This is a genomic window from Pseudomonas sp. MWU12-2020 (assembly GCF_023100605.1).
GTDB lineage: Bacteria > Pseudomonadota > Gammaproteobacteria > Pseudomonadales > Pseudomonadaceae > Aquipseudomonas > Aquipseudomonas fluorescens_H.
On the sequence record NZ_JALMEX010000008.1, the window covers coordinates 1 to 18832 of the forward strand.

Here is an 18832-nt window from a genome sequence, read left to right on the forward strand (position 1 = left end):
AGCGGTGTGTCATCCAAAAATCTGCATCTGACCCACCGCTTTCGCGAGCAAGCCCGCTCCCACCCCGATCCGGTTCGGATTCAATTCCCGGGCCGATGCGTTAAACTCGCGCCCATTGCTGTCTGGAGCTTCTTATGCGCGAAGAGTTGAACCAAGGCCTGATCGACTTTCTCAAGGCCTCCCCTACCCCGTTCCACGCCACTGCCAGCCTTGTCCAGCGTCTGGAGGCCGCCGGTTATGTGCGCCTCGACGAGCGCGAGCCGTGGACTACCGAGGCCAACGGCCGCTACTACGTCACCCGTAACGACTCCTCGATCGTCGCAATCAAAATGGGCCGCAACTCGCCGCTGCACGACGGAATCCGTCTGGTCGGCGCCCACACCGACAGCCCCTGCCTGCGGGTCAAGCCACAACCGGAACTGCAACGTCAGGGTTTCTGGCAACTGGGCGTTGAAGTCTACGGCGGCGCGCTGCTGGCGCCGTGGTTCGACCGCGACCTGTCGCTGGCCGGCCGCGTCACCTTCCGTCGCGACGGCAAGGTCGAAAGCCAACTGATCGACTTCAAGGCACCGATCGCGATCATTCCCAACCTGGCGATTCACCTCAACCGTGAAGCCAATCAGGGTTGGGCAATCAACGCGCAGACCGAGCTGCCACCGATCCTCGCGCAGTTCGCCGGTGACGAGCGCGTCGACTTCCGCGCCGTACTGACCGATCAACTGGCCCGCGAACATGGCCTGAACGCCGACGTGGTGCTGGATTACGAACTGAGCTTCTACGACACCCAAAGCGCTGCGATCATCGGCCTGCACGGCGACTTCATCGCCGGTGCGCGCCTGGACAACCTGCTGTCGTGCTACGCCGGCCTGCAAGCCTTGCTCACCGCCGACACCGAAGAAACCTGCGTGCTGGTGTGCAACGACCACGAAGAAGTCGGCTCCTGCTCGGCCTGCGGTGCCGACGGCCCGATGCTCGAACAGACCCTGCGCCGTCTGCTGCCCGAAGGTGACGAGTTCGTCCGCACCATCCAGAAATCGCTGCTGGTCTCGGCCGACAACGCTCACGGCGTGCATCCGAACTACGCCGAAAAGCACGACGCCAACCACGGCCCGAAACTCAACGCCGGCCCGGTGATCAAGGTCAACAGCAACCAGCGCTACGCTACCAACAGCGAAACCGCCGGGTTCTTCCGCCACCTGTGCATGGCCGAAGAAGTGCCGGTGCAGAGCTTCGTGGTGCGCAGTGACATGGGCTGCGGCTCGACCATCGGCCCGATCACCGCCAGCCACCTGGGCGTGCGCACCGTGGATATCGGCCTGCCGACCTTCGCCATGCACTCGATCCGCGAACTGTGCGGCAGCCACGACCTGGCGCACCTGGTCAAAGTGCTGAGCGCGTTCTACGCCAGTCGCGAATTGCCGTAAAAGCTGAAAAGCTTCGCGAGCAAGCCCGCTCCCACATTGGAATGCATTCCAAGCTGTGGGAGCGGGCTTGCTCGCGAAAGCGGCAGTCCAGACAACACAATTTCATCATTGGACTGACTCAATTCTGATACACATCAGAACCGCTCCGCCAAAAGCGACCTAGACTTACATCATTCATTTCGACAAGGCAGTCTCCATGATTTCGATGTCCTCCTTCCACGCCATGCTCATTCCGATCCTGAGCGGGATGATCCTGCTGGCGATCGGCTTCAACTTCCGCGACAAGAACGCCGGCGTCTTTGCCATGTGGATTGGCATGCTGATGATCCTGGCGACCGTGGTCTACAAGATCCTCGCCAAACTCAACGAATAAATCCGCGCCCGGCTCGCATTGATTCTGGCTGCCTCGTACACTCGCTCAATTCGCCCCTTTGCGAGGTTGACCGCCTAGTGTTCGCTCGTCTGTTTGCTCTGCCCTGCCTGTTCCTTGTCTGCCTGATGACGCTGCTGCCGCTGGCCCCTGCCCATGCGGCCGGTTTGCCGGGCCTGCTCAACACCACCAAGACCCAGCCCGAAGCGCAAGAGCCGCTGGGTCAATCGCTGGATGAAGTCATCAAGTCGCTGGAAAACGACAAGCAACGCGCCCAGTTGCTGACCGATCTGAAAAAGCTGCGCGACGTCACCAAGAAAGCCCAGGCCTCGCCGGAAGAAGGCGTGCTGGGCCTTATCGGCGGCACCCTGGCCAGTTTCGAACAGCAGTTCTCCGGTGCCGACAGCCCGCTCACCCGCTGGTCCAATGAATTCGATCTGGCCAAGGACGAACTCGACGCCCTGATGCTGCCGGCCAGCGAATGGCTGCCGATCATCTTCGGCTTCGCGGTAATCCTGATGGTCTGGAGCCTGCTCGCCGCCGCGCTGATCTGGCTCGGGCACCGGGTGCGCATGCGCTTCGGCCTGACCGAAGAACTGCCGCAACACCCCAAGGCCCTCGATATGCTGCGCTTCGCCCTGCGCAAACTCGGCCCATGGCTGATTGCGTTGGTCATCACCGTTTACATGAGCTACGCGCTGCCCTCGTCATTGGGCAAGAGCCTGGCGATGGTGCTGGCTTATGCGCTGGTGGTCGGCACCTGTTTCTCGGCGATTTGCGTGATCGCCTTTTCGCTGCTCGACGGCCCGCACCGGCACCGGGCGCTGTACATCCTGCGGCATCAGGCTTTCCGCCCACTGTGGCTGATCGGCAGCTTCGCCGCGTTCGGTGAGGCGCTGAACGACCCGCGCCTGGTCGAGAGCCTCGGCGTACACCTGGCGCACACCACCGCAACCATCACCAATGTCCTCGCGGCGCTGTTCACCGGTCTGTTCATCCTGCGTTTCCGCCGGCCGATCGCGCACCTGATCCGCAACCAGCCGTTGTCCCGCCGCCTGACCCGCCGCGCCCTCAGCGACACCATCGATATCCTCGGCACCTTCTGGTACGTGCCGGCGCTGGTGCTGGTCGGGATCTCGCTGTTCGCCACCTTCGTCTCCGCCGGCGACACCAGCACCGCCCTGCGTCAGTCGCTGATCTGCACGGTGTTGCTGGTGATGTGCATGGTGATCAACGGACTCGTCCGCCGTCACTCGCTCAAACCGCAGCGCGGGCCGAAGCGTCATGCGCTGTATTCGGAACGCCTGAAAAGCTTCTTCTACACCCTCGCCCACCTGTTGGTGTGGCTGACCTTCATCGAACTCGGCCTGCGCGTGTGGGGCAAGTCGCTGATCGGTTTTGCCGAGGGCGAAGGGCACGACGTCAGCGTCAAACTGTTCAGCCTGATCGGCACGCTGATTTTCTCCTGGCTGATCTGGATCCTCGCCGACACCGCCGTGCATCACGCCCTTACCCGCTCGCGCAAAGGCCTGGCCAATGCCCGCGCACAAACGATGATGCCGCTGATCCGCAACGTGCTGTTCGTGGCGATTTTCATCATTGCGCTGATCGTCGCCCTGGCGAACATGGGCATGAACGTCACCCCACTGCTGGCCGGTGCCGGTGTGATCGGTCTGGCCATCGGTTTCGGTGCACAGTCGCTGGTGGCGGACCTGATCACCGGCCTGTTCATCATCATCGAAGACTCGCTGGCCATCGACGATTACGTCGACGTCGGCGGCCACCTCGGCACCGTCGAAGGCCTGACCATCCGTACCGTGCGCCTGCGCGACATCGACGGCATCGTCCACACCATTCCGTTCAGCGAAATCAAAAGCATCAAGAACTACTCCCGGGAATTCGGTTACGCGATCTTCCGCGTGGCGGTGCCGTACAACATGGAAATCGACGACGCGATCAAACTGATGCGCGAAGTCGGCCAGAAAATGCGCACCGACCCGCTGCAGCGGCGCAACATCTGGTCGCCGCTGGAGATCCAGGGCGTGGAAAGCTTCGAGTCCGGCAGCGCGATTCTTCGCGCGCGGTTCAAGACTGCGCCGATCAAACAGTGGGAAGTTTCGCGGGCGTTCAACCTGTCGCTCAAGCGCCATCTGGATGAAGCCGGACTGGATCTGGCGACGCCACGGATGAGTGTGCAGGTGATTACGCCGGGTGCGGAGTGCAAGAAGGACTATTAAGTCTTGGTGAGCCCCCTATCGGCAGGTTGCGCCAATAGGGGGCCGTGCTTACTGTTCTTTGAAACCAGGTTTGCCGTGGGCGGCCCGCCATCTTTTTACTTCCGCCACGATGTTTTCCGGACCACTTTTTCCCGGTTCCGGGTAATAGAACAAATCGGAACGGGCTGGATGCTCGCTCAGTCGTTCAAACTCCATAACGGCTGAGGTATGCCCCTTTTCAGTCGCGTAATCCGATTGACATATCTTTTGTACAAAATGCAAAAACTGCTCTTCGGACATATCGCTGATCATTAACTTTTTCATTACTCGACTCCCTTATGAACTTCCAAATGCTGCTTCGGAGTTAGCAAACGCAGGTTATCAATATCGTACAACTGCCCACCGTCCGATAACGATGAGACGTGGTGCAGCTCAAGTTTCACTCGTTTACCGACTCGATCACCCGCTCTCACAAACGCTGACCGCCCTTTGCTCATTGCACTGAGACTATTTGGATCAAACCACATCGCCAGCTCAACGTCAGCGCTCACCGCCTTCCAGAAAGTCTCCCTGAAAGCCCTGAAACTGTTGAACTGCTTGCCTCGCAACTGATCAGCAATTTGCGATGGAATGGCCGCCCCCTCACCTTGCGCAGCCGCCTCAAGCCATCGACCCACAACCGGCTCGCCATAGCCGCTGGCCACTCCCGCGTCATTCCGACGATCCCGGAACATGACGTACTGCGGTGGCAGCCCCGACTCCGGCGGGAAGACGAGAATGAAGTCGTCGAAGTGAATGTTGCCCGGGACGGGATAGGTATCGATCCGCCCTTCAATCGGGACGAGATTGCCGCCGAAGTATCGTGGTGGAGCTGACTCCTCGGCGGGCAACTGCGTTGAACTGTCGGTCGGCGCAACTATTGGCGTCCAGACCACGGTTGTTGGCGGAAGGTCAGTAAGCGTGGTGTCGTAAGTGTTATCCCCGGGGTTATAGCCCGCTGCAATCACCCGCACACCGGAAGGGAGTCTTGTGCCGCCTACCGGAACAACCAGCAGTTCCGCCAGATTGCCTGTCAATGGCCGGGGACTTAAACGTACTGGTAAATCCAGCAATGCCCTTTCGCTTGCCAGCCTGTGCAGATCCGGCATAGGCCCGGGTAGCAGGTCCGATAACGGATGGCTAAGCAAGAAGCGCTCGGGCAACTCACCATTGCCCAGTGTCGGTGAGTAGATGAACGCACCCACACCCACCATCAGGCCCGACGCCGCTCCTGCAGCCAGTCCAGCCAACTCCCCAACCGCCGAGCGAATGGCGGTAGCTAATCCCGCCATCAGGTTGTCAGCAATGGCCACCGCGCCACGGGATGTCGCAAAGACCAACTGGGCGTTGGCGACATTGCCCTGAAGGCGCAGGGGTATTCCATGACCCAGACTTGGTCGCTGGTCTTCAAGCGAGCGATTGGCCTGTTCGACTTCTTCCAGTCGGCGCTTTTCCTCTGCGAGCCTGTGTGCTTCAGCTTCCGCCTCAAGCGCTGCCCGTTCCTCGGCGAGCTTCTGCTCCCGGGCTTGCGCCGCCAAACGGGCTTGCTCTTCTGCCACTCGCTTGATTTCATCGGCGGCGGCAATACGCGCTAACTCTTCCGCCATCCGGCGCGCTTGATCCTGTGCTGCACGGACCTGTTCCTGAGCAAGCTGCTGGGCGTGTTCCGCCGCCAACCGCGCCTGCTCCTGGGCAATTCGCGCAGTCTCTTGCGCTTGTACGACGGTAATGACCTCCCTGACCCTTGCGGATTGAGTGTTTAACAAGCCAATGCCTTCAACCAGCAACTTGGCGTTAAACAATGCACTGTAGGCTTGCCGCACAGTGGCGCCGGAGCCTCGCCGGTTTACCTGTGGCAGGCGGCCGCTGTTATAAAACCTTTCAACTTGTGCATGACCGAATCGCTGAATGGCGACATCCTGTGTCGACAACAGAGCCGTGTATTTGCGGACAATCAGTGAATCTCTAAAGCGCATCTCTCGCGCTAAGGCCTCTAGCGGAGGGAGTGGAACTGAATCACCTCCATTTCTGACATTCGCAAGTTCAACTTCAAGTACTTCAGCAAGGCTTTCGGAAAAAGACTTGTAAGCACTTTCCATATCCAGAATTTCATCAAGCGGGGCGAAATCAACATTTCGCCCCGAACCATCCCCCCTCCCTAAGTAATGTATATATACATCTTGTTTATCCGGGTTCACCTCTGACACTGGAAGCGTTATTCCATTACGCAGCATTTATATATCCTCCCTGGATTATTCGCGCCGTCGTTTCCTGGCAAACGAAATCGACAACTTGTCGACCACATCGCCTGGACTGCGGAGAAATTTATTGAAATAAATGCTGCGGTGTGCGGTATATAGTTATTGCTTTTTATTTTTCTGTCACGCCAGACCAAGCCGATAAGGCAGTAGGAAAATTCCCGACCCAATTAATGAACATGCACACTTTCGAAAACTTCGCGCGCGATACTCCGTTGCCCCTAAACTTACCCACCGGTTTTTTTGTCACAGGCAGGGAAGCCAGAAAAACAATAACCATGGAGAAATCCGATGCAGCTGACACGTATCGCCCAGACCGTTCTGCTCACCCTGCTGGCCGGCACCGCCAGCGCCGCCACCCTGGACAGCACCCGCGAACAGATCGCCACGCAAGCCAAGGCACTTGAACCGGAACTGCTGGAAACCCGCCGCGACATCCACGCGCACCCGGAACTGGGCAACACCGAGAAACGCACTGCGGAACTGGTCGCCAGACAACTGAAGGCCATGGGCCTGGAAGTCAAAACCAACGTCGCCCGCACCGGCGTGGTCGCGATCCTCAAAGGCGCCCTGCCCGGCCCGACCGTCGCCCTGCGCGCCGACATGGACGCGCTGCCGGTCAAGGAAGTCGCCGACCTGCCCTTCGCCTCGAAAGCCAAAGGCACTTATCTGGACAAAGAAGTCGACGTGATGCACGCCTGCGGCCACGACGCCCACACCGCGATCCTGCTGAGCACGGCGAAAATTCTCACAGGCATGCGCGACACCCTGCCCGGCACCGTGGTGTTCTACTTCCAGCCCGCCGAAGAAGGCCCGAGCGACTTCATCCCCGACGGCAAAAACACTTGGGGCGCGAAAATGATGGTCGAGGAAGGCGTGATGAAATCGCCCAAACCCGACGCCGTGTTCGGCCTGCACGTCTGGGCCGGCGTCCCCGCCGGCCAGATCGCCTACCGCCCCGGCCCGACCCTGGCCAGCTCCGACGACCTGCGCATCAAAATTCTCGGCAAACAAACCCACGCCGGCCGCCCGTGGGACGGCATCGACCCGATCACCGTCGGCGCACAAACCATCGTCGGCCTGCAAACCGTGGTCAGCCGGCGCACCGACATCTCGTCCTACCCGTCGGTGGTCAGCATCGGCACCATCAATGGCGGCACCCGCTACAACATCATTCCCGAGTCCGTCGACATGAGCGGCACCATCCGCTCCTATGACTACGGCATCCGCCAGAAACTGCACAGCGACGTTCGCCAGACCATCGAAAAAATCGCCGAAAGCGGCGGCGCGAAAGCCGACGTCACCATCATCGAAAAATACGACCCCACGATTAACAACCCGGCACTGACGGAAAAAATGCTGCCGACGTTGAAGTGGGCAGCCAAGGATGACGTGGTCAATGCGCCGCTGGTGGGCGGCGCGGAAGACTTCTCGTTCTTTGCCAAGGAAGTGCCGGGGCTGTTTGTGTTTCTCGGGGTGACGCCACGGGATCAGGACATGAGCAAAGCTGCGCCGAATCACAATCCGGGATTCTTTGTGGATGAGTCGGCGCTGGTGGTTGGGGTGAGGACGATGGCGTCGCTGGCGACGGATTATTTGTATGGGAATGCTAAGGCTGCCAGATAGAGATGGGGTGATTGTGCGGGCGACTTCGCGAGCAAGCCCGCTCCCACAGGTGGATTGGGTTCATTCAGCGAGGGATTGGTCGGCTGTCAGGCCGCCATCGCGAGCGGGCTCACTCCTACAGTTGGATGGGGGGCGGTCAGTTGGAGATTGGTCGGCTGTCAGGCCGCCATCGCGAGCAGGCTCGCTCCTACAGTTGGATTGGGGGCGGTCAGTTGGAGATCGGTCGGCTGTCAGGACGCCTTCGCGAGCAGGCTCACTCCTACAGTTGGATTGGGGGCGGTCAGTTGGGGATTGGTCGGCTGTCAGGCCGCCTTCGCGAGCAGGCTCGCTCCTACAGTTGGATTGGGGGCGGTCAGTTGGGGATTGGTCGGCTGTCAGGCCGCCTTCGCGAGCAGGCTCGCTCCTACAGTTGGATTGGGTGCAGGCAGTTGGGGATTGGTCGGCTGTCAGGCCGACTTCGCGAGCAGGCTCACTCCCACAGTGAGATTGGGCGCGGTCAGTTGGGGATTGGTCGGCTGTCAGGCCGCCTTCGCGAGCAGGCTCGCTCCTACAGTTGGATTGGGTGCAGGCAGTTGGAGATTGGTCGGCTGTCAGGCCGACTTCGCGAGCAGGCTCGCTCCTACAGTTGGATTGGGTGCAGGCAGTTGGAGATTGGTCGGCTGTCAGGCCGCCTTCGCGAGCAGGCTCACTCCTACAGTTGGATGGGGGGCGGTCAGTTGGGGATTGGTCGGCTGTCAGGCCGCTATCGCGAGCAGGCTCACTCCTACAGAAAAGCAAAAGCCGACCACATGCTTTTCACCACTCAACAGGATGAGCGCAAGCTCGGCTGCAGCTCTTGATCTTGCCGTGCCCGCCCCATCGGCAGGCTGAGTGGAGGGGGTTATCCGGGGGTGGGAGCGCAGCGACCGTTTGGCGCAGCCAAACACATCGAGAGGAGGTGCAGCGAAGCAAACCGGAGGCGATGCCCCCGGATGAACCCCGCAACGAAGGAACCCGAGCCTAAGCGAGGGCCGAACGCCGGGGCCAAGACCTTTGCTTCCTTTGGGGCGTTTGCCAAAGGGAGTCGCTGTAAGAGCGAAACCGCCAGCCGCAGCACCCGAAGCAACGGATATACACCTAAAACCCCAAGAACCTGGTCGGCCCAGAGGCCGCCAAGGCCAAAAGCTCAAACAACATCTACACCAACGTGAATCGCATCATGCCGCCAAAACTCCAGATCACAATCAATCAACCGCTCATGCTGATCATAATTGACCCGAGCAATCCTTAACCCCGGACTCCCGACAGAAACCCGCAAAGCCGCCGCCGCATCCACCGACAACGACGTCGGCACAATCTCGAACCGCACCCGCCCATAGTGCAAATCGTAATGCCGCGCATACAACTCGGTCATCGACTGATTCAAATCAAACCCCAGAATCCCCGGAAAATACTGCGGGTTCAGATAATGCTCCACATACAACACCAGCCGCCCATCAATCCGCCGCGACCGACAAATCTGAATCACGCTCGACAAAGCAGGTAACTGCAACAACGCACACACCGCCACCGACGCCGGCTGCAAGCGCGCCGAAATAACTTCGGTCGACGGCACCCGCCCCTGCGCACTGACCATCGCGTGAAAGTGACTGCGCTGCATCAGGTTGTACGCCAGACGTGGTGGCGAAACGAACCAGCCACGGCGCTCCTCGCGATAAATCTGCCCCTGCGCCTCCAGCTGCAACAACGCCTCACGCACAGTAATGCGCGTGGTGCCGAACAACTCACTGAGCTTGCGCTCGGCCGGCAACTTGCTCCCGGGCGCGAGCAGGCCGTGATCAAGTTGCTCCTGCAACACCTGACCAATCGCTGTCACCGCTTTTGTTGCCTCATCGCGCATCAACGTTACCTATCTGGACTAGACCAGCACTGTTTCGGGGCAAAAACCGTACGGCTGCAAGCCGTTTCCATGTGTTGCAAGCCTAGGCAGTGCAGATGACCGAGAGATGACAAACCTGCCCGACGGTCGCCCTCATGACTTGCAATACATCGGCCAAGTCCCTTGTCTGCCGGGGCTTTGACCTTGGTCTACGCTTAGCGGGCAAGCGCCGAAACCGGGCAAATAAAAGGCCTGCCGGGCGACCGCCGACATCAAAGTGTCATCCAGCCCCCTTAAATTGGCTCAGGTATTGCTGACCTAGACCAACACAAACCGCAATCGCAGCGTTGAACACGACCAAGGAGCTTCGGAATGAAACAGCTTTTCCTGGCAACACTGTTAGGCTCGACCATTGCAATGTGCACCTCCGCCATGGCGGCAGGTACCGATTTGAAAACCCTCGAAGCCGCTGCGAAAGCGGAAGGCGCCGTCAACAGCGTCGGCATGCCCGATGACTGGGCCAACTGGAAAGGCACCTGGGAAGACCTGGCCAAGACCTATGGCCTGAAACACATCGACACCGACATGAGCTCGGCCCAGGAAATCGCCAAGTTCGCCGCCGAGAAAGACAATGCCACCGCCGACATCGGCGACGTCGGTGCCGCCTTCGGCCCGATCGCGGTCAAGCAGGGCGTGGTGCAACCGTACAAGCCAAGCACCTGGGATCAAGTCCCGGACTGGGCCAAGGACAAGGACGGCAACTGGGCACTGGCCTACACCGGCACCATCGCCTTCATCGTCAACAAGAAGCTGCTGCACGGCTCCGAAGTGCCAACCAAATGGGCTGACCTCAAGGGCGGCAAATACAAGGTGTCCATCGGTGATGTGAGCACCGCCGCGCAAGCCGCCAACGGCGTACTCGCCGCGGCCCTGGCCAACGGTGGCGACGAGAAGAACATCCAGCCGGCCCTGCTGCTGTTTGCAGACATCGCCAAGCAAGGTCGTCTGTCGATGGCCAACCCGACCATCGCCACCATGGAAAAAGGCGAGATCGAAGTCGGCGTGGTCTGGGACTTCAACGGCCTGAGCTACAAGGCCAAGATGGCCAACCCGGATGACTACGTGGTGCTGATTCCGTCCGATGGCTCGGTGATTTCCGGCTACACCACCATCATCAACAAGTACGCGAAAAACCCGAACGCCGCCAAGTTGACCCGCGAATACATCTTCAGCGACGCCGGCCAGACCAACCTGGCGCGCGGCAACGCCCGTCCGATTCGTGCCGATCACCTGCAACTGCCGGAGGACGTGAAAGCCAAGCTGCTGCCGAACGAGCAGTACAAAAAGGTCACGCCGATCAAGGACGCCGACGCCTGGGAAAAAACCTCCAAGGCCTTGCCGCAGAAGTGGAACGAAGAAGTCATCGTAGAGATGAAGTAATCCTGTAAATCCCCACTGCTGGATCCATTGGAGATCCAAATGTGGGAGCGGGCTTGCTCGCGAAGGCGGTGAGTCATTCAACGATGATGTTGACTGACCCGACGCCTTCGCGAGCAAGCCCGCTCCCACAGGGGGGTCGAGTTGATTTCGAGCTATTTGAATTTCGCGGAGTTTTTGCCCCTATGAAGCACAACGTCATCCTTGTCGTGCTCGACGGTCTCAACTACGAGGTCGCGCGTCACGCCATGGGGCATCTGCAGGCTTACGTTGGCGCAGGACGCGCCGCGCTCTATCAGTTGGAGTGCGAGTTGCCGGCCCTGTCCCGACCGCTTTACGAATGCATCCTTACCGGCGTGCCGCCGATCGACAGCGGCATCGTCCACAACAACGTTGCACGGCTGTCCAATCAGCGCAGCATCTATCACTACGCCCGCGACGCCGGTCTGAAAACCGCCGCAGCGGCCTATCACTGGGTCAGCGAGCTGTACAACCGCTCGCCGTTCGTGGCGGCCCGCGACCGGCATACCGACAACCTGTCGCTGCCGATCCAGCACGGGCACTTCTACTGGAGTGACCACTACCCGGATTCGCACCTGTTCGCCGACGCGGAAAACCTGCGCCTGCGTCATGCGCCGAATTTCCTGCTGATCCATCCGATGAACATCGACGACGCCGGCCACAAGCACGGCCTCGATTCCGCGCAATACCGCAACAGCGCGCGCTCGGCGGACATCATCCTCGCCGACTACCTGCAAGGCTGGCTCGACGCTGGCTATCAGGTGCTGGTGACCGCGGATCACGGCATGAACAACGACCGCTCGCACAACGGCTTGCTGCCGGAAGAGCGCCAGGTGCCGCTGTTCGTCCTCGGCGACGCGTTCAGCCTCAATGCTGATGCCGCGCCGAAGCAGACCGAGATCTGCGGCACCGTCTGCGCACTGCTCGGCGTGCCCCATGACAAACCTGTGTGCCGGGAGCTGCTCAAGTGAACGCCATGACTCGCGGCAAATGGCTCGCGGCCCTGTGTCTGGTGCCGTTCGCGCTGTTCTTTATCGTGTTCGAAATCGCCCCGCTGGTCTGGGTGATGATCAACAGCCTGCAATCGGAAGAGTTCGGCTGGGGCTTCGCCAACTTCAGCAAGATCTTCAGCTCGAAGTTCTATTTGCAGGCGATCCAGTACAGCCTCGAGATCAGTTTCTGGTCGAGCGTGTTCGGCATCATCATCGCCGTGCTTGGTGCATATTCATTGCGCCGGGTCGACTCGAAACTGCGCAACTTCGTGAATGCCTTCGCCAACATGACCAGCAACTTCGCCGGTGTGCCCCTGGCTTTCGCGTTCATCATCCTGCTCGGTTTCAACGGCAGCATCACCATCATGCTCAAGCAGGCCGGGATCATTCAGGACTTCAACCTTTACTCGAAAACCGGTCTGATCATCCTCTACACCTACTTCCAGATTCCCCTCGGCGTGCTGCTGCTCTACCCGGCCTTCGACGCCTTGCGCGAAGACTGGCGCGAATCCGCCGCGTTGCTTGGCGCCAACGGCTGGCAATTCTGGCGGCACATCGGTCTGCCGGTACTGACCCCGGCACTGCTCGGCACCTTCGTGATCCTGCTGGCCAACGACCTCGGCGCCTACGCCACGGTGTACGCCTTGACCACCGGCAACTTCAACGTACTGCCGATCCGCATCGCGGCGATGGTCTCCGGCGACATTTCCCTCGACCCGAATCTCGCCAGTGCCCTGGCCGTGGTGCTGGTGGCGTTGATGACTATCGTCACCGTCGTGCATCAACTGCTGCTGAAGAGGAGCTACCATGTCTCGCGCTGAATCCGGCCCGGCCGGCGTCTACCACCGCGTCGTGGTGTATCTGCTGTTCGCGATCCTGCTGCTGCCGCTGGTGGGCACGCTGATCTACTCGATCGCCAGCAGTTGGTCGGCGACCATCCTGCCCAGCGGCTTCACCTTCAAGTGGTACATCCAGTTGTGGAGTGATCCGCGCTTCCTGCATGCCTTCGGCCAGTCGCTGCTGGTGTGCGTCGGTGCGCTGGTGCTGTCGGTAGTGCTGATCCTGCCCCTGCTGTTCGTGGTGCATTACCACTTCCCGAAACTCGATGCGCTGATGAACATCCTGATCCTGTTGCCCTTCGCGGTGCCACCAGTGGTGTCGTCGGTCGGGCTGTTGCAACTCTATGGTTCCGGGCCGCTGGCGATGGTCGGTACGCCGTGGATCCTGATCGGTTGCTACTTCACCGTGGCGCTGCCGTTCATGTACCGGGCGATCACCAACAACCTGCAGGCGATCAACCTGCGCGACCTGATGGACGCCGCGCAGCTGCTCGGCGCCAGCACCTTTCAGGCGGCGTTCCTGGTGGTGCTGCCGAACCTGCGCAAAGGCCTGATGGTCGCGCTGCTGCTGTCGTTCTCGTTCCTGTTCGGTGAGTTCGTGTTCGCCAACATCCTCGTCGGCACACGCTACGAAACCCTGCAGGTGTATCTGAACAACATGCGCAACAGCAGCGGCCACTTCACCAGTGCACTGGTGATCTCGTACTTCTTTTTCGTGCTGGTCCTGACCTGGATCGCCAACATCTTGAACAAGGACAAAAGCGAATGAGCTATGTCAGCGTCCAACACCTGCAGAAAAACTACGCGGGCACTACGGTGTTCAGCGACATCAACTGCGAGATCAACAAGGGCGAATTCGTCACCTTGCTCGGCCCGTCCGGCTGCGGCAAGTCCACGCTGCTGCGCTGCATTGCCGGGTTGACGCCGGTGGATGGCGGCAAGATCCTCCTTGATGGCGTCGATATTGTGCCGCTGAGTCCGCAAAAGCGCGGGATCGGCATGGTGTTCCAGAGCTACGCGCTGTTCCCCAACATGACCGTCGAACAGAACGTCGCCTTCGGCCTGCGCATGCAAAAGGTCAATGCCGACGACAGCCACAAACGTGTCGCCGAGGTGTTGAAACTGGTCGAGCTCAACGACTTCGCCAGTCGTTATCCGCATCAGCTTTCCGGCGGTCAGTGCCAGCGCGTTGCCCTCGCCCGCTCGCTGGTCACTCGCCCACGCCTGTTGCTGCTGGATGAACCGCTGTCGGCGCTGGATGCACGAATTCGCAAACACCTGCGCGAGCAGATCCGGCAGATCCAGCGCGAACTCGGCCTGACGACGATTTTCGTCACCCACGACCAGGAAGAAGCGCTGACCATGTCCGACCGGATTTTCCTGATGAACCAAGGGAAGATCGTGCAGAGCGGCGATGCCGAAACCCTCTACACCGCACCAGTGGACATATTCGCCGCAGGCTTCATCGGCAACTACAACTTGCTTGACGCCGACAGCGCCTCGAAGCTGTTGCAACGGCCGATCAACCACCGTATCGCAATTCGCCCGGAAGCCATCGAGTTGAGCCTCAATGGCGAGCTCGATGCGCAGATCCGCAGCCACAGCCTGCTCGGCAACGTGATCCGCTACCGCGTCGAAGCGCGCGGCGTGGAACTGGTGGTGGACGTGCTCAACCGCTCGGCGGCGGATCTGCATCCCGACGGTCAGCGTCTGGCGCTTTCCATCGATCCGACGGCCCTGTGTGAGGTAGCCTGTTGACTTTGCTGACGTTGAAGAGAGAACTGCACTGATGGCCCTGGCAATATTTGATCTGGACGAAACCCTGATCCACGGCGACTGCGCCACCCTCTGGAGCGAACAGATGGGGCGCCTGGGCTGGGTCGATCGCGAGTCGTTCATGCGCAAGAACAACGAGCTGATGGACGCCTACAGCCATGGCAAATTGCGCATGGAAGAATTCATGGCGTTCAGCCTCGAACCGCTGATCGGCCGCACCCCGGAAGAAGTCGACCACCTGGTCGGCCCGTGGGTCGAAGATTTCATCGAACCGATCATCTTCAGCGACGCGACCAAAACCATCGCCGCCCACCGCAAGGCCGGCGACCGGATTCTGGTGATCTCGGCCTCGGGTACACACCTGGTCAAACCGATCGCTGATCGTTTGGGCATCGACGAGATTCTGGGTATCGAACTTGAAGTCGCGCACGGCGTTTACAGCGGCCAGACCGTCGGCACGCTGACCTACCGCGAAGGCAAGATCACCCGCCTGCTGGAATGGCTGGATGCCGAGGAAGAAAATCTGGAAGGCGCGAGTTTCTACTCCGACTCACGCAACGATTTGCCGTTGCTGCTGAAGGTGGATTTCCCGCATGTGGTAAATCCGGATCCGGTGCTGCTGGAGCATGCCGAAAAAGCAGGCTGGCCGATCCATCTCTGGAAATAAACAGAGATTTAAATGTGGGAGCGGGCTTGCTCGCGAAGGCGGTGGATCAGTCAAGAATATATCGACTGACACTCCGCTTTCGCGAGCAAGCCCGCTCCCACACAGGTTTTTCAGAGTCCTCAGGTGAGGCTATCGTCAATCACCAACACCACCTTCCCCGAAACCGTATTGCTCGCCAGCTCGGCAAACGCCGCTTCGGCATCCTTCACCGGGAAAGTCTTCGCCAGTTGCGGACTCAATCGCCCTTCGGCAAACAACGGCCACACATGCTGGCTCAGGTCACTCAACAAGTCGGCCTTGAACTGATCATCGCGACTGCGCAACGTCGAACCGAGCAACTGCACGCGCTTGGCCAGCACCTGTGCCAGATCCAGCTTCGCTTCTCGTCCGCCCATCAAACCGATCAGCACCCAGCGCCCGTCCAGCGCCGTCAACTTGAGGTTCAGCGCCGCATAATTGCCGCCGACCGGATCAAGAATCACGTCAAACGGCCCGAGGTCGCGCAGGCTCTCCAGATCATCGGTGCGCACCACCCCGCCCTGGGCCCCCAGCGCCTCGCAGTAGGCCAACCGCTCGGCAGACCCGACGCTGACCCAGCATGGATTGCCGAATGCCTTGCACAGCTGAATGGCGGCTGAACCAATTCCACTTGCGCCGGCATGCAGGAGAACCTTTTCACCGGGTTTCAACGCTGCGAGCTGAAACACATTCAGCCAGACCGTTGCATAAACCTCGGGTAATGCTGCGGCCTCGATCAACGACACGCCCTCGGGCACCGGCAGCACGTGCCGTCCGTCGACGACCACCTCTTCCGCCATTCCGCCCCCGGCCAGCAAGGCGCAGACCCGGTCGCCGACTTGCCAGGACGAGCCGGCGCCGACCTCGCTGATCACCCCGGAGCACTCCAGACCGAGCACCTGACTGGCGCCAGGCGGCGGTGGATAAAGCCCGGCTTTCTGTAATAAATCGGCGCGATTGAGGCCGGCAGCCGCCACGCGAATGCGCACTTGTCCTACATCACATGCCGGACTCGGCTCTTCAACCCATGCCACTTGCCCTTCAACGCCTTGCAATGCCTTCACAGTGCCTCCATAGTGAGTCTGGACTGAGCCCGAAGCTGTAGCGCCGGGCTTTTTGCATTATGCGACCGGCTCTCGTAGAACCGGCGACTTCAAAGACGGCCTAATATGCGTTATCAATTGTCCCCGCGTCGAATCAGCATGAAGCATTTGCTCCCCAGCACCGCCCTCGCTCTTTTCATCGGTATCGGTTTGTTGCCGATGTCGGGCAAAACATTCGCAGCCAACAGCTGGGACAACTTGCAGCCTGATCGCGACGAAGTCATCGCCAGCCTCAATGTCGTCGAGTTGCTCAAGCGTCACCACTACAGCAAGCCGCCGCTCGACGATGCGCGCTCGGTGATCATCTACGACAGCTACATCAAGCTGCTGGACCCGTCGCGCAGCTACTTCCTGGCCAGCGACATCGCCGAATTCGACAAGTGGAAGACCCAATTCGACGACTTCCTCAAAAGCGGCGACCTCAACGCCGGGTTCACCATCTACAAACGCTATCTGGACCGCGTCAAGGCGCGTCTGGACTTCGCCATTGCGGAGTTGAACAAGGGCGTCGACAAGATGGACTTCACCACCAAGGAAACCTTGCTGATCGATCGCAAGGACGCCCCTTGGCTCAAATCCACCGCTGAACTCGACGACCTGTGGCGCAAACGCGTCAAGGACGAAGTGCTGCGGCAGAAGATCGCCGGCAAGGATTCCAAGCAGATTCAGGACACCCTGACCAAGCGCTACAAGAACCAATTGGCGCGCCTCGATCAGACACGCGCGGAAGACATCTTCCAAGCGTACATCAACACCTTCGCCATGTCCTACGACCCGCACACCAACTATCTGTCGCCGGATAGCGCGGAGAACTTCGACATCAACATGAGCCTGTCCCTCGAGGGCATCGGCGCCGTGTTGCAGAGCGACAACGATCAGGTGAAAGTCGTGCGTCTGGTGCCGGCAGGCCCGGCCGACAAGACCAAGCAGGTTGCACCGGCGGACAAGATCATCGGCGTTGCCCAGGGCAACAAAGAGATGGTCGACGTGGTGGGCTGGCGCCTGGACGAAGTGGTCAAGCTGATCCGCGGCCCGAAAGGCACCGTGGTGCGTCTGGAAGTGATTCCGGCCAGCAATGCGCCGAACGACCAGACCAGCAAGATCGTGCCGATCACTCGCGAATCGGTGAAGCTTGAAGATCAAGCGGTGAAGAAATCGATCCTCAGCCTGAAACAGGATGGCAAGGACTACAAGCTCGGCATCATCGAGATCCCGGCCTTCTACCTCGACTTCAAGGCGTTCCGTGCCGGTGATCCGGACTACAAGAGCACCACCCGTGACGTCAAGAAGCTGCTGACCGAACTGCAGAAAGAGAAAGTCGACGGCGTGGTCATCGACCTGCGCAACAACGGCGGCGGTTCCCTGCAGGAAGCTACCGAGCTGACCAGCCTGTTCATCGACAAGGGCCCGACCGTACTCGTGCGTAATGCCGATGGCCGCGTCGATGTGCTTGAAGATGAAAACCCGGGCGCGTTCTACAAAGGCCCGATGGCGCTGTTGGTCAATCGCCTGTCCGCCTCGGCTTCGGAGATTTTTGCCGGCGCCATGCAGGACTACCATCGCGCACTGATCATCGGTGGCCAGACCTTCGGCAAAGGCACCGTGCAGACCATTCAGCCGCTGAACCACGGCGAACTGAAACTGACCCTGGCCAAGTTCTACCGGGTTTCCGGGCAGAGCACCCAGCATCAGGGTGTGCTGCCAGACATCGATTATCCGTCGATCATCGACACCAAGGAAATCGGCGAAAGCGCCCTGCCGGAAGCCATGCCGTGGGACACCATCAAGGCAGCGATCAAACCTGCGGTCGATCCGTTCAAGCCGTACCTGGCGCAGCTCAAGTCCGAGCATGAGGCACGTAGCGCCAAAGACGCCGAGTTCGTGTTCATCCGCGACAAGCTGGCCCTGGCGCAGAAGCTGATGGAAGAAAAAACCGTCAGCCTCAACGAAGCCGAGCGCCGTGCCCAGCACGCGGACATCGATGCCAAGCAACTGGCGATGGAAAACATCCGTCGCAAAGCCAAAGGCGAAGAACCGCTGAAAGAGCTGAAGAAGGAAGACGACGACGCACTCGCGGCAGCCGAGCCGGACAAGGTCAAACCAGAGGACGACGCCTACCTGGCCGAAACCGGGCGCGTGCTGCTGGATTACCTGAAACTGAGTAATCAGGTGGCTAAAAAGTAAGATG

General features: G+C 60.0%; 15 protein-coding genes. 11 read left to right on the forward strand and 4 right to left on the reverse strand.

Going from position 1 to position 18832, the window contains the following annotated elements; translation table 11 throughout:
• Nucleotides 1-134: 134 nt before the first annotated feature.
• The 3 genes from M0814_RS18530 to M0814_RS18540 all read left to right on the forward strand — a co-directional run bounded on the left by M0814_RS18530 (nt 135) and on the right by M0814_RS18540 (nt 4031).
• Nucleotides 135-1424 carry a M18 family aminopeptidase gene (locus M0814_RS18530; RefSeq protein WP_003223140.1) on the forward strand — a complete coding sequence of 430 codons (1290 nt, stop codon included), beginning with the start codon at nt 135-137 and terminating at the stop codon, nt 1422-1424.
• A gap of 196 nt (nt 1425-1620) precedes the next feature.
• Entirely contained in the window at nt 1621-1797 is a 177-nt protein-coding gene (locus M0814_RS18535; RefSeq protein WP_016773747.1) for a hypothetical protein, read from the forward strand.
• Between the two features lie 77 nt (nt 1798-1874).
• Nucleotides 1875-4031 carry a mechanosensitive ion channel family protein gene (locus tag M0814_RS18540; protein ID WP_103486613.1) on the forward strand — a complete coding sequence of 719 codons (2157 nt, stop codon included), beginning with the start codon at nt 1875-1877 and terminating at the stop codon, nt 4029-4031.
• A 48-nt stretch (nt 4032-4079) separates the two neighbouring features.
• Here M0814_RS18540 and M0814_RS18545 read toward each other — a convergent pair whose 3' ends face one another.
• Both M0814_RS18545 and M0814_RS18550 read right to left on the reverse strand, forming a co-directional pair.
• Nucleotides 4080-4334, reverse strand: a complete 255-nt coding sequence (locus tag M0814_RS18545; RefSeq protein ID WP_103486612.1) for a bacteriocin immunity protein — start codon at nt 4332-4334, stop codon at nt 4080-4082.
• On the reverse strand, nt 4334-6283 hold the full coding sequence (locus M0814_RS18550) for an S-type pyocin domain-containing protein (RefSeq protein WP_103486611.1): 1950 nt from the start codon (nt 6281-6283) through the stop codon (nt 4334-4336). Before M0814_RS18550 ends, M0814_RS18545 begins: the two co-directional genes overlap by 1 nt.
• 315 nt (nt 6284-6598) lie before the next feature.
• On the opposite strand from M0814_RS18550, the gene M0814_RS18555 reads away from it, so the two are divergent.
• On the forward strand, nt 6599-7933 hold the full coding sequence (locus M0814_RS18555; protein WP_103486610.1) for an amidohydrolase: 1335 nt from the start codon (nt 6599-6601) through the stop codon (nt 7931-7933).
• Nucleotides 7934-9098: 1165 nt separating this feature from the next.
• Here the strand turns inward: M0814_RS18555 and M0814_RS18560 are convergent.
• On the reverse strand, nt 9099-9812 hold the full coding sequence (locus M0814_RS18560) for a UTRA domain-containing protein (RefSeq protein ID WP_025113378.1): 714 nt from the start codon (nt 9810-9812) through the stop codon (nt 9099-9101).
• Nucleotides 9813-10163: 351 nt separating this feature from the next.
• Between M0814_RS18560 and M0814_RS18565 the strand changes: the two genes are divergently transcribed.
• The 6 genes from M0814_RS18565 to M0814_RS18590 all read left to right on the forward strand — a co-directional run bounded on the left by M0814_RS18565 (nt 10164) and on the right by M0814_RS18590 (nt 15523).
• Complete coding sequence (locus M0814_RS18565; protein ID WP_003223128.1) at nt 10164-11231, forward strand: ABC transporter substrate-binding protein; 1068 nt, start codon at nt 10164-10166, stop codon at nt 11229-11231.
• A gap of 182 nt (nt 11232-11413) precedes the next feature.
• Nucleotides 11414-12220: an alkaline phosphatase family protein gene (locus M0814_RS18570; RefSeq protein ID WP_103483781.1), complete on the forward strand. Its 807-nt coding sequence runs from the start codon at nt 11414-11416 to the stop codon at nt 12218-12220.
• A 5-nt stretch (nt 12221-12225) separates the two neighbouring features.
• Nucleotides 12226-13062 carry an ABC transporter permease subunit gene (locus M0814_RS18575; protein WP_177434748.1) on the forward strand — a complete coding sequence of 279 codons (837 nt, stop codon included), beginning with the start codon at nt 12226-12228 and terminating at the stop codon, nt 13060-13062.
• Entirely contained in the window at nt 13049-13849 is an 801-nt protein-coding gene (locus tag M0814_RS18580) for an ABC transporter permease (RefSeq protein ID WP_003223125.1), read from the forward strand. Before M0814_RS18575 ends, M0814_RS18580 begins: the two co-directional genes overlap by 14 nt.
• Nucleotides 13846-14838, forward strand: coding sequence for an ABC transporter ATP-binding protein (locus M0814_RS18585; protein ID WP_103483779.1), 993 nt, complete (start codon nt 13846-13848; stop codon nt 14836-14838). Before M0814_RS18580 ends, M0814_RS18585 begins: the two co-directional genes overlap by 4 nt.
• A 31-nt stretch (nt 14839-14869) precedes the next feature.
• Nucleotides 14870-15523 (forward strand): HAD family hydrolase, encoded by a 654-nt coding sequence (locus M0814_RS18590; RefSeq protein WP_103483778.1) that lies wholly within the window; start codon nt 14870-14872, stop codon nt 15521-15523.
• A gap of 119 nt (nt 15524-15642) precedes the next feature.
• Here the strand turns inward: M0814_RS18590 and M0814_RS18595 are convergent, their stop codons facing one another.
• A complete protein-coding gene (locus tag M0814_RS18595) occupies nt 15643-16605 on the reverse strand; it encodes a zinc-binding dehydrogenase (protein WP_003223121.1) in 963 nt (320 codons plus the stop codon).
• Nucleotides 16606-16743: 138 nt separating this feature from the next.
• Here M0814_RS18595 and M0814_RS18600 point away from each other — a divergent pair, with 138 nt between their 5' ends.
• Nucleotides 16744-18828: a carboxy terminal-processing peptidase gene (locus M0814_RS18600; protein WP_177434744.1), complete on the forward strand. Its 2085-nt coding sequence runs from the start codon at nt 16744-16746 to the stop codon at nt 18826-18828.
• Nucleotides 18829-18832 lie beyond the last annotated feature (4 nt).

Coding starts and splice junctions, on each gene's coding strand:
- M0814_RS18585 (WP_103483779.1), top strand. CDS start 13,846: ATGAGCTATGTCAGCGTCCAACACCTGCAGAAAAACTACGCGGGCACT.
- M0814_RS18545 (WP_103486612.1), bottom strand. CDS start 4,334: ATGAAAAAGTTAATGATCAGCGATATGTCCGAAGAGCAGTTTTTGCAT.
- M0814_RS18530 (WP_003223140.1), top strand. CDS start 135: ATGCGCGAAGAGTTGAACCAAGGCCTGATCGACTTTCTCAAGGCCTCC.
- M0814_RS18580 (WP_003223125.1), top strand. CDS start 13,049: ATGTCTCGCGCTGAATCCGGCCCGGCCGGCGTCTACCACCGCGTCGTG.
- M0814_RS18560 (WP_025113378.1), bottom strand. CDS start 9,812: ATGCGCGATGAGGCAACAAAAGCGGTGACAGCGATTGGTCAGGTGTTG.
- M0814_RS18570 (WP_103483781.1), top strand. CDS start 11,414: ATGAAGCACAACGTCATCCTTGTCGTGCTCGACGGTCTCAACTACGAG.
- M0814_RS18600 (WP_177434744.1), top strand. CDS start 16,744: ATGAAGCATTTGCTCCCCAGCACCGCCCTCGCTCTTTTCATCGGTATC.
- M0814_RS18535 (WP_016773747.1), top strand. CDS start 1,621: ATGATTTCGATGTCCTCCTTCCACGCCATGCTCATTCCGATCCTGAGC.
- M0814_RS18555 (WP_103486610.1), top strand. CDS start 6,599: ATGCAGCTGACACGTATCGCCCAGACCGTTCTGCTCACCCTGCTGGCC.
- M0814_RS18565 (WP_003223128.1), top strand. CDS start 10,164: ATGAAACAGCTTTTCCTGGCAACACTGTTAGGCTCGACCATTGCAATG.
- M0814_RS18590 (WP_103483778.1), top strand. CDS start 14,870: ATGGCCCTGGCAATATTTGATCTGGACGAAACCCTGATCCACGGCGAC.
- M0814_RS18550 (WP_103486611.1), bottom strand. CDS start 6,283: ATGCTGCGTAATGGAATAACGCTTCCAGTGTCAGAGGTGAACCCGGAT.
- M0814_RS18575 (WP_177434748.1), top strand. CDS start 12,226: ATGACTCGCGGCAAATGGCTCGCGGCCCTGTGTCTGGTGCCGTTCGCG.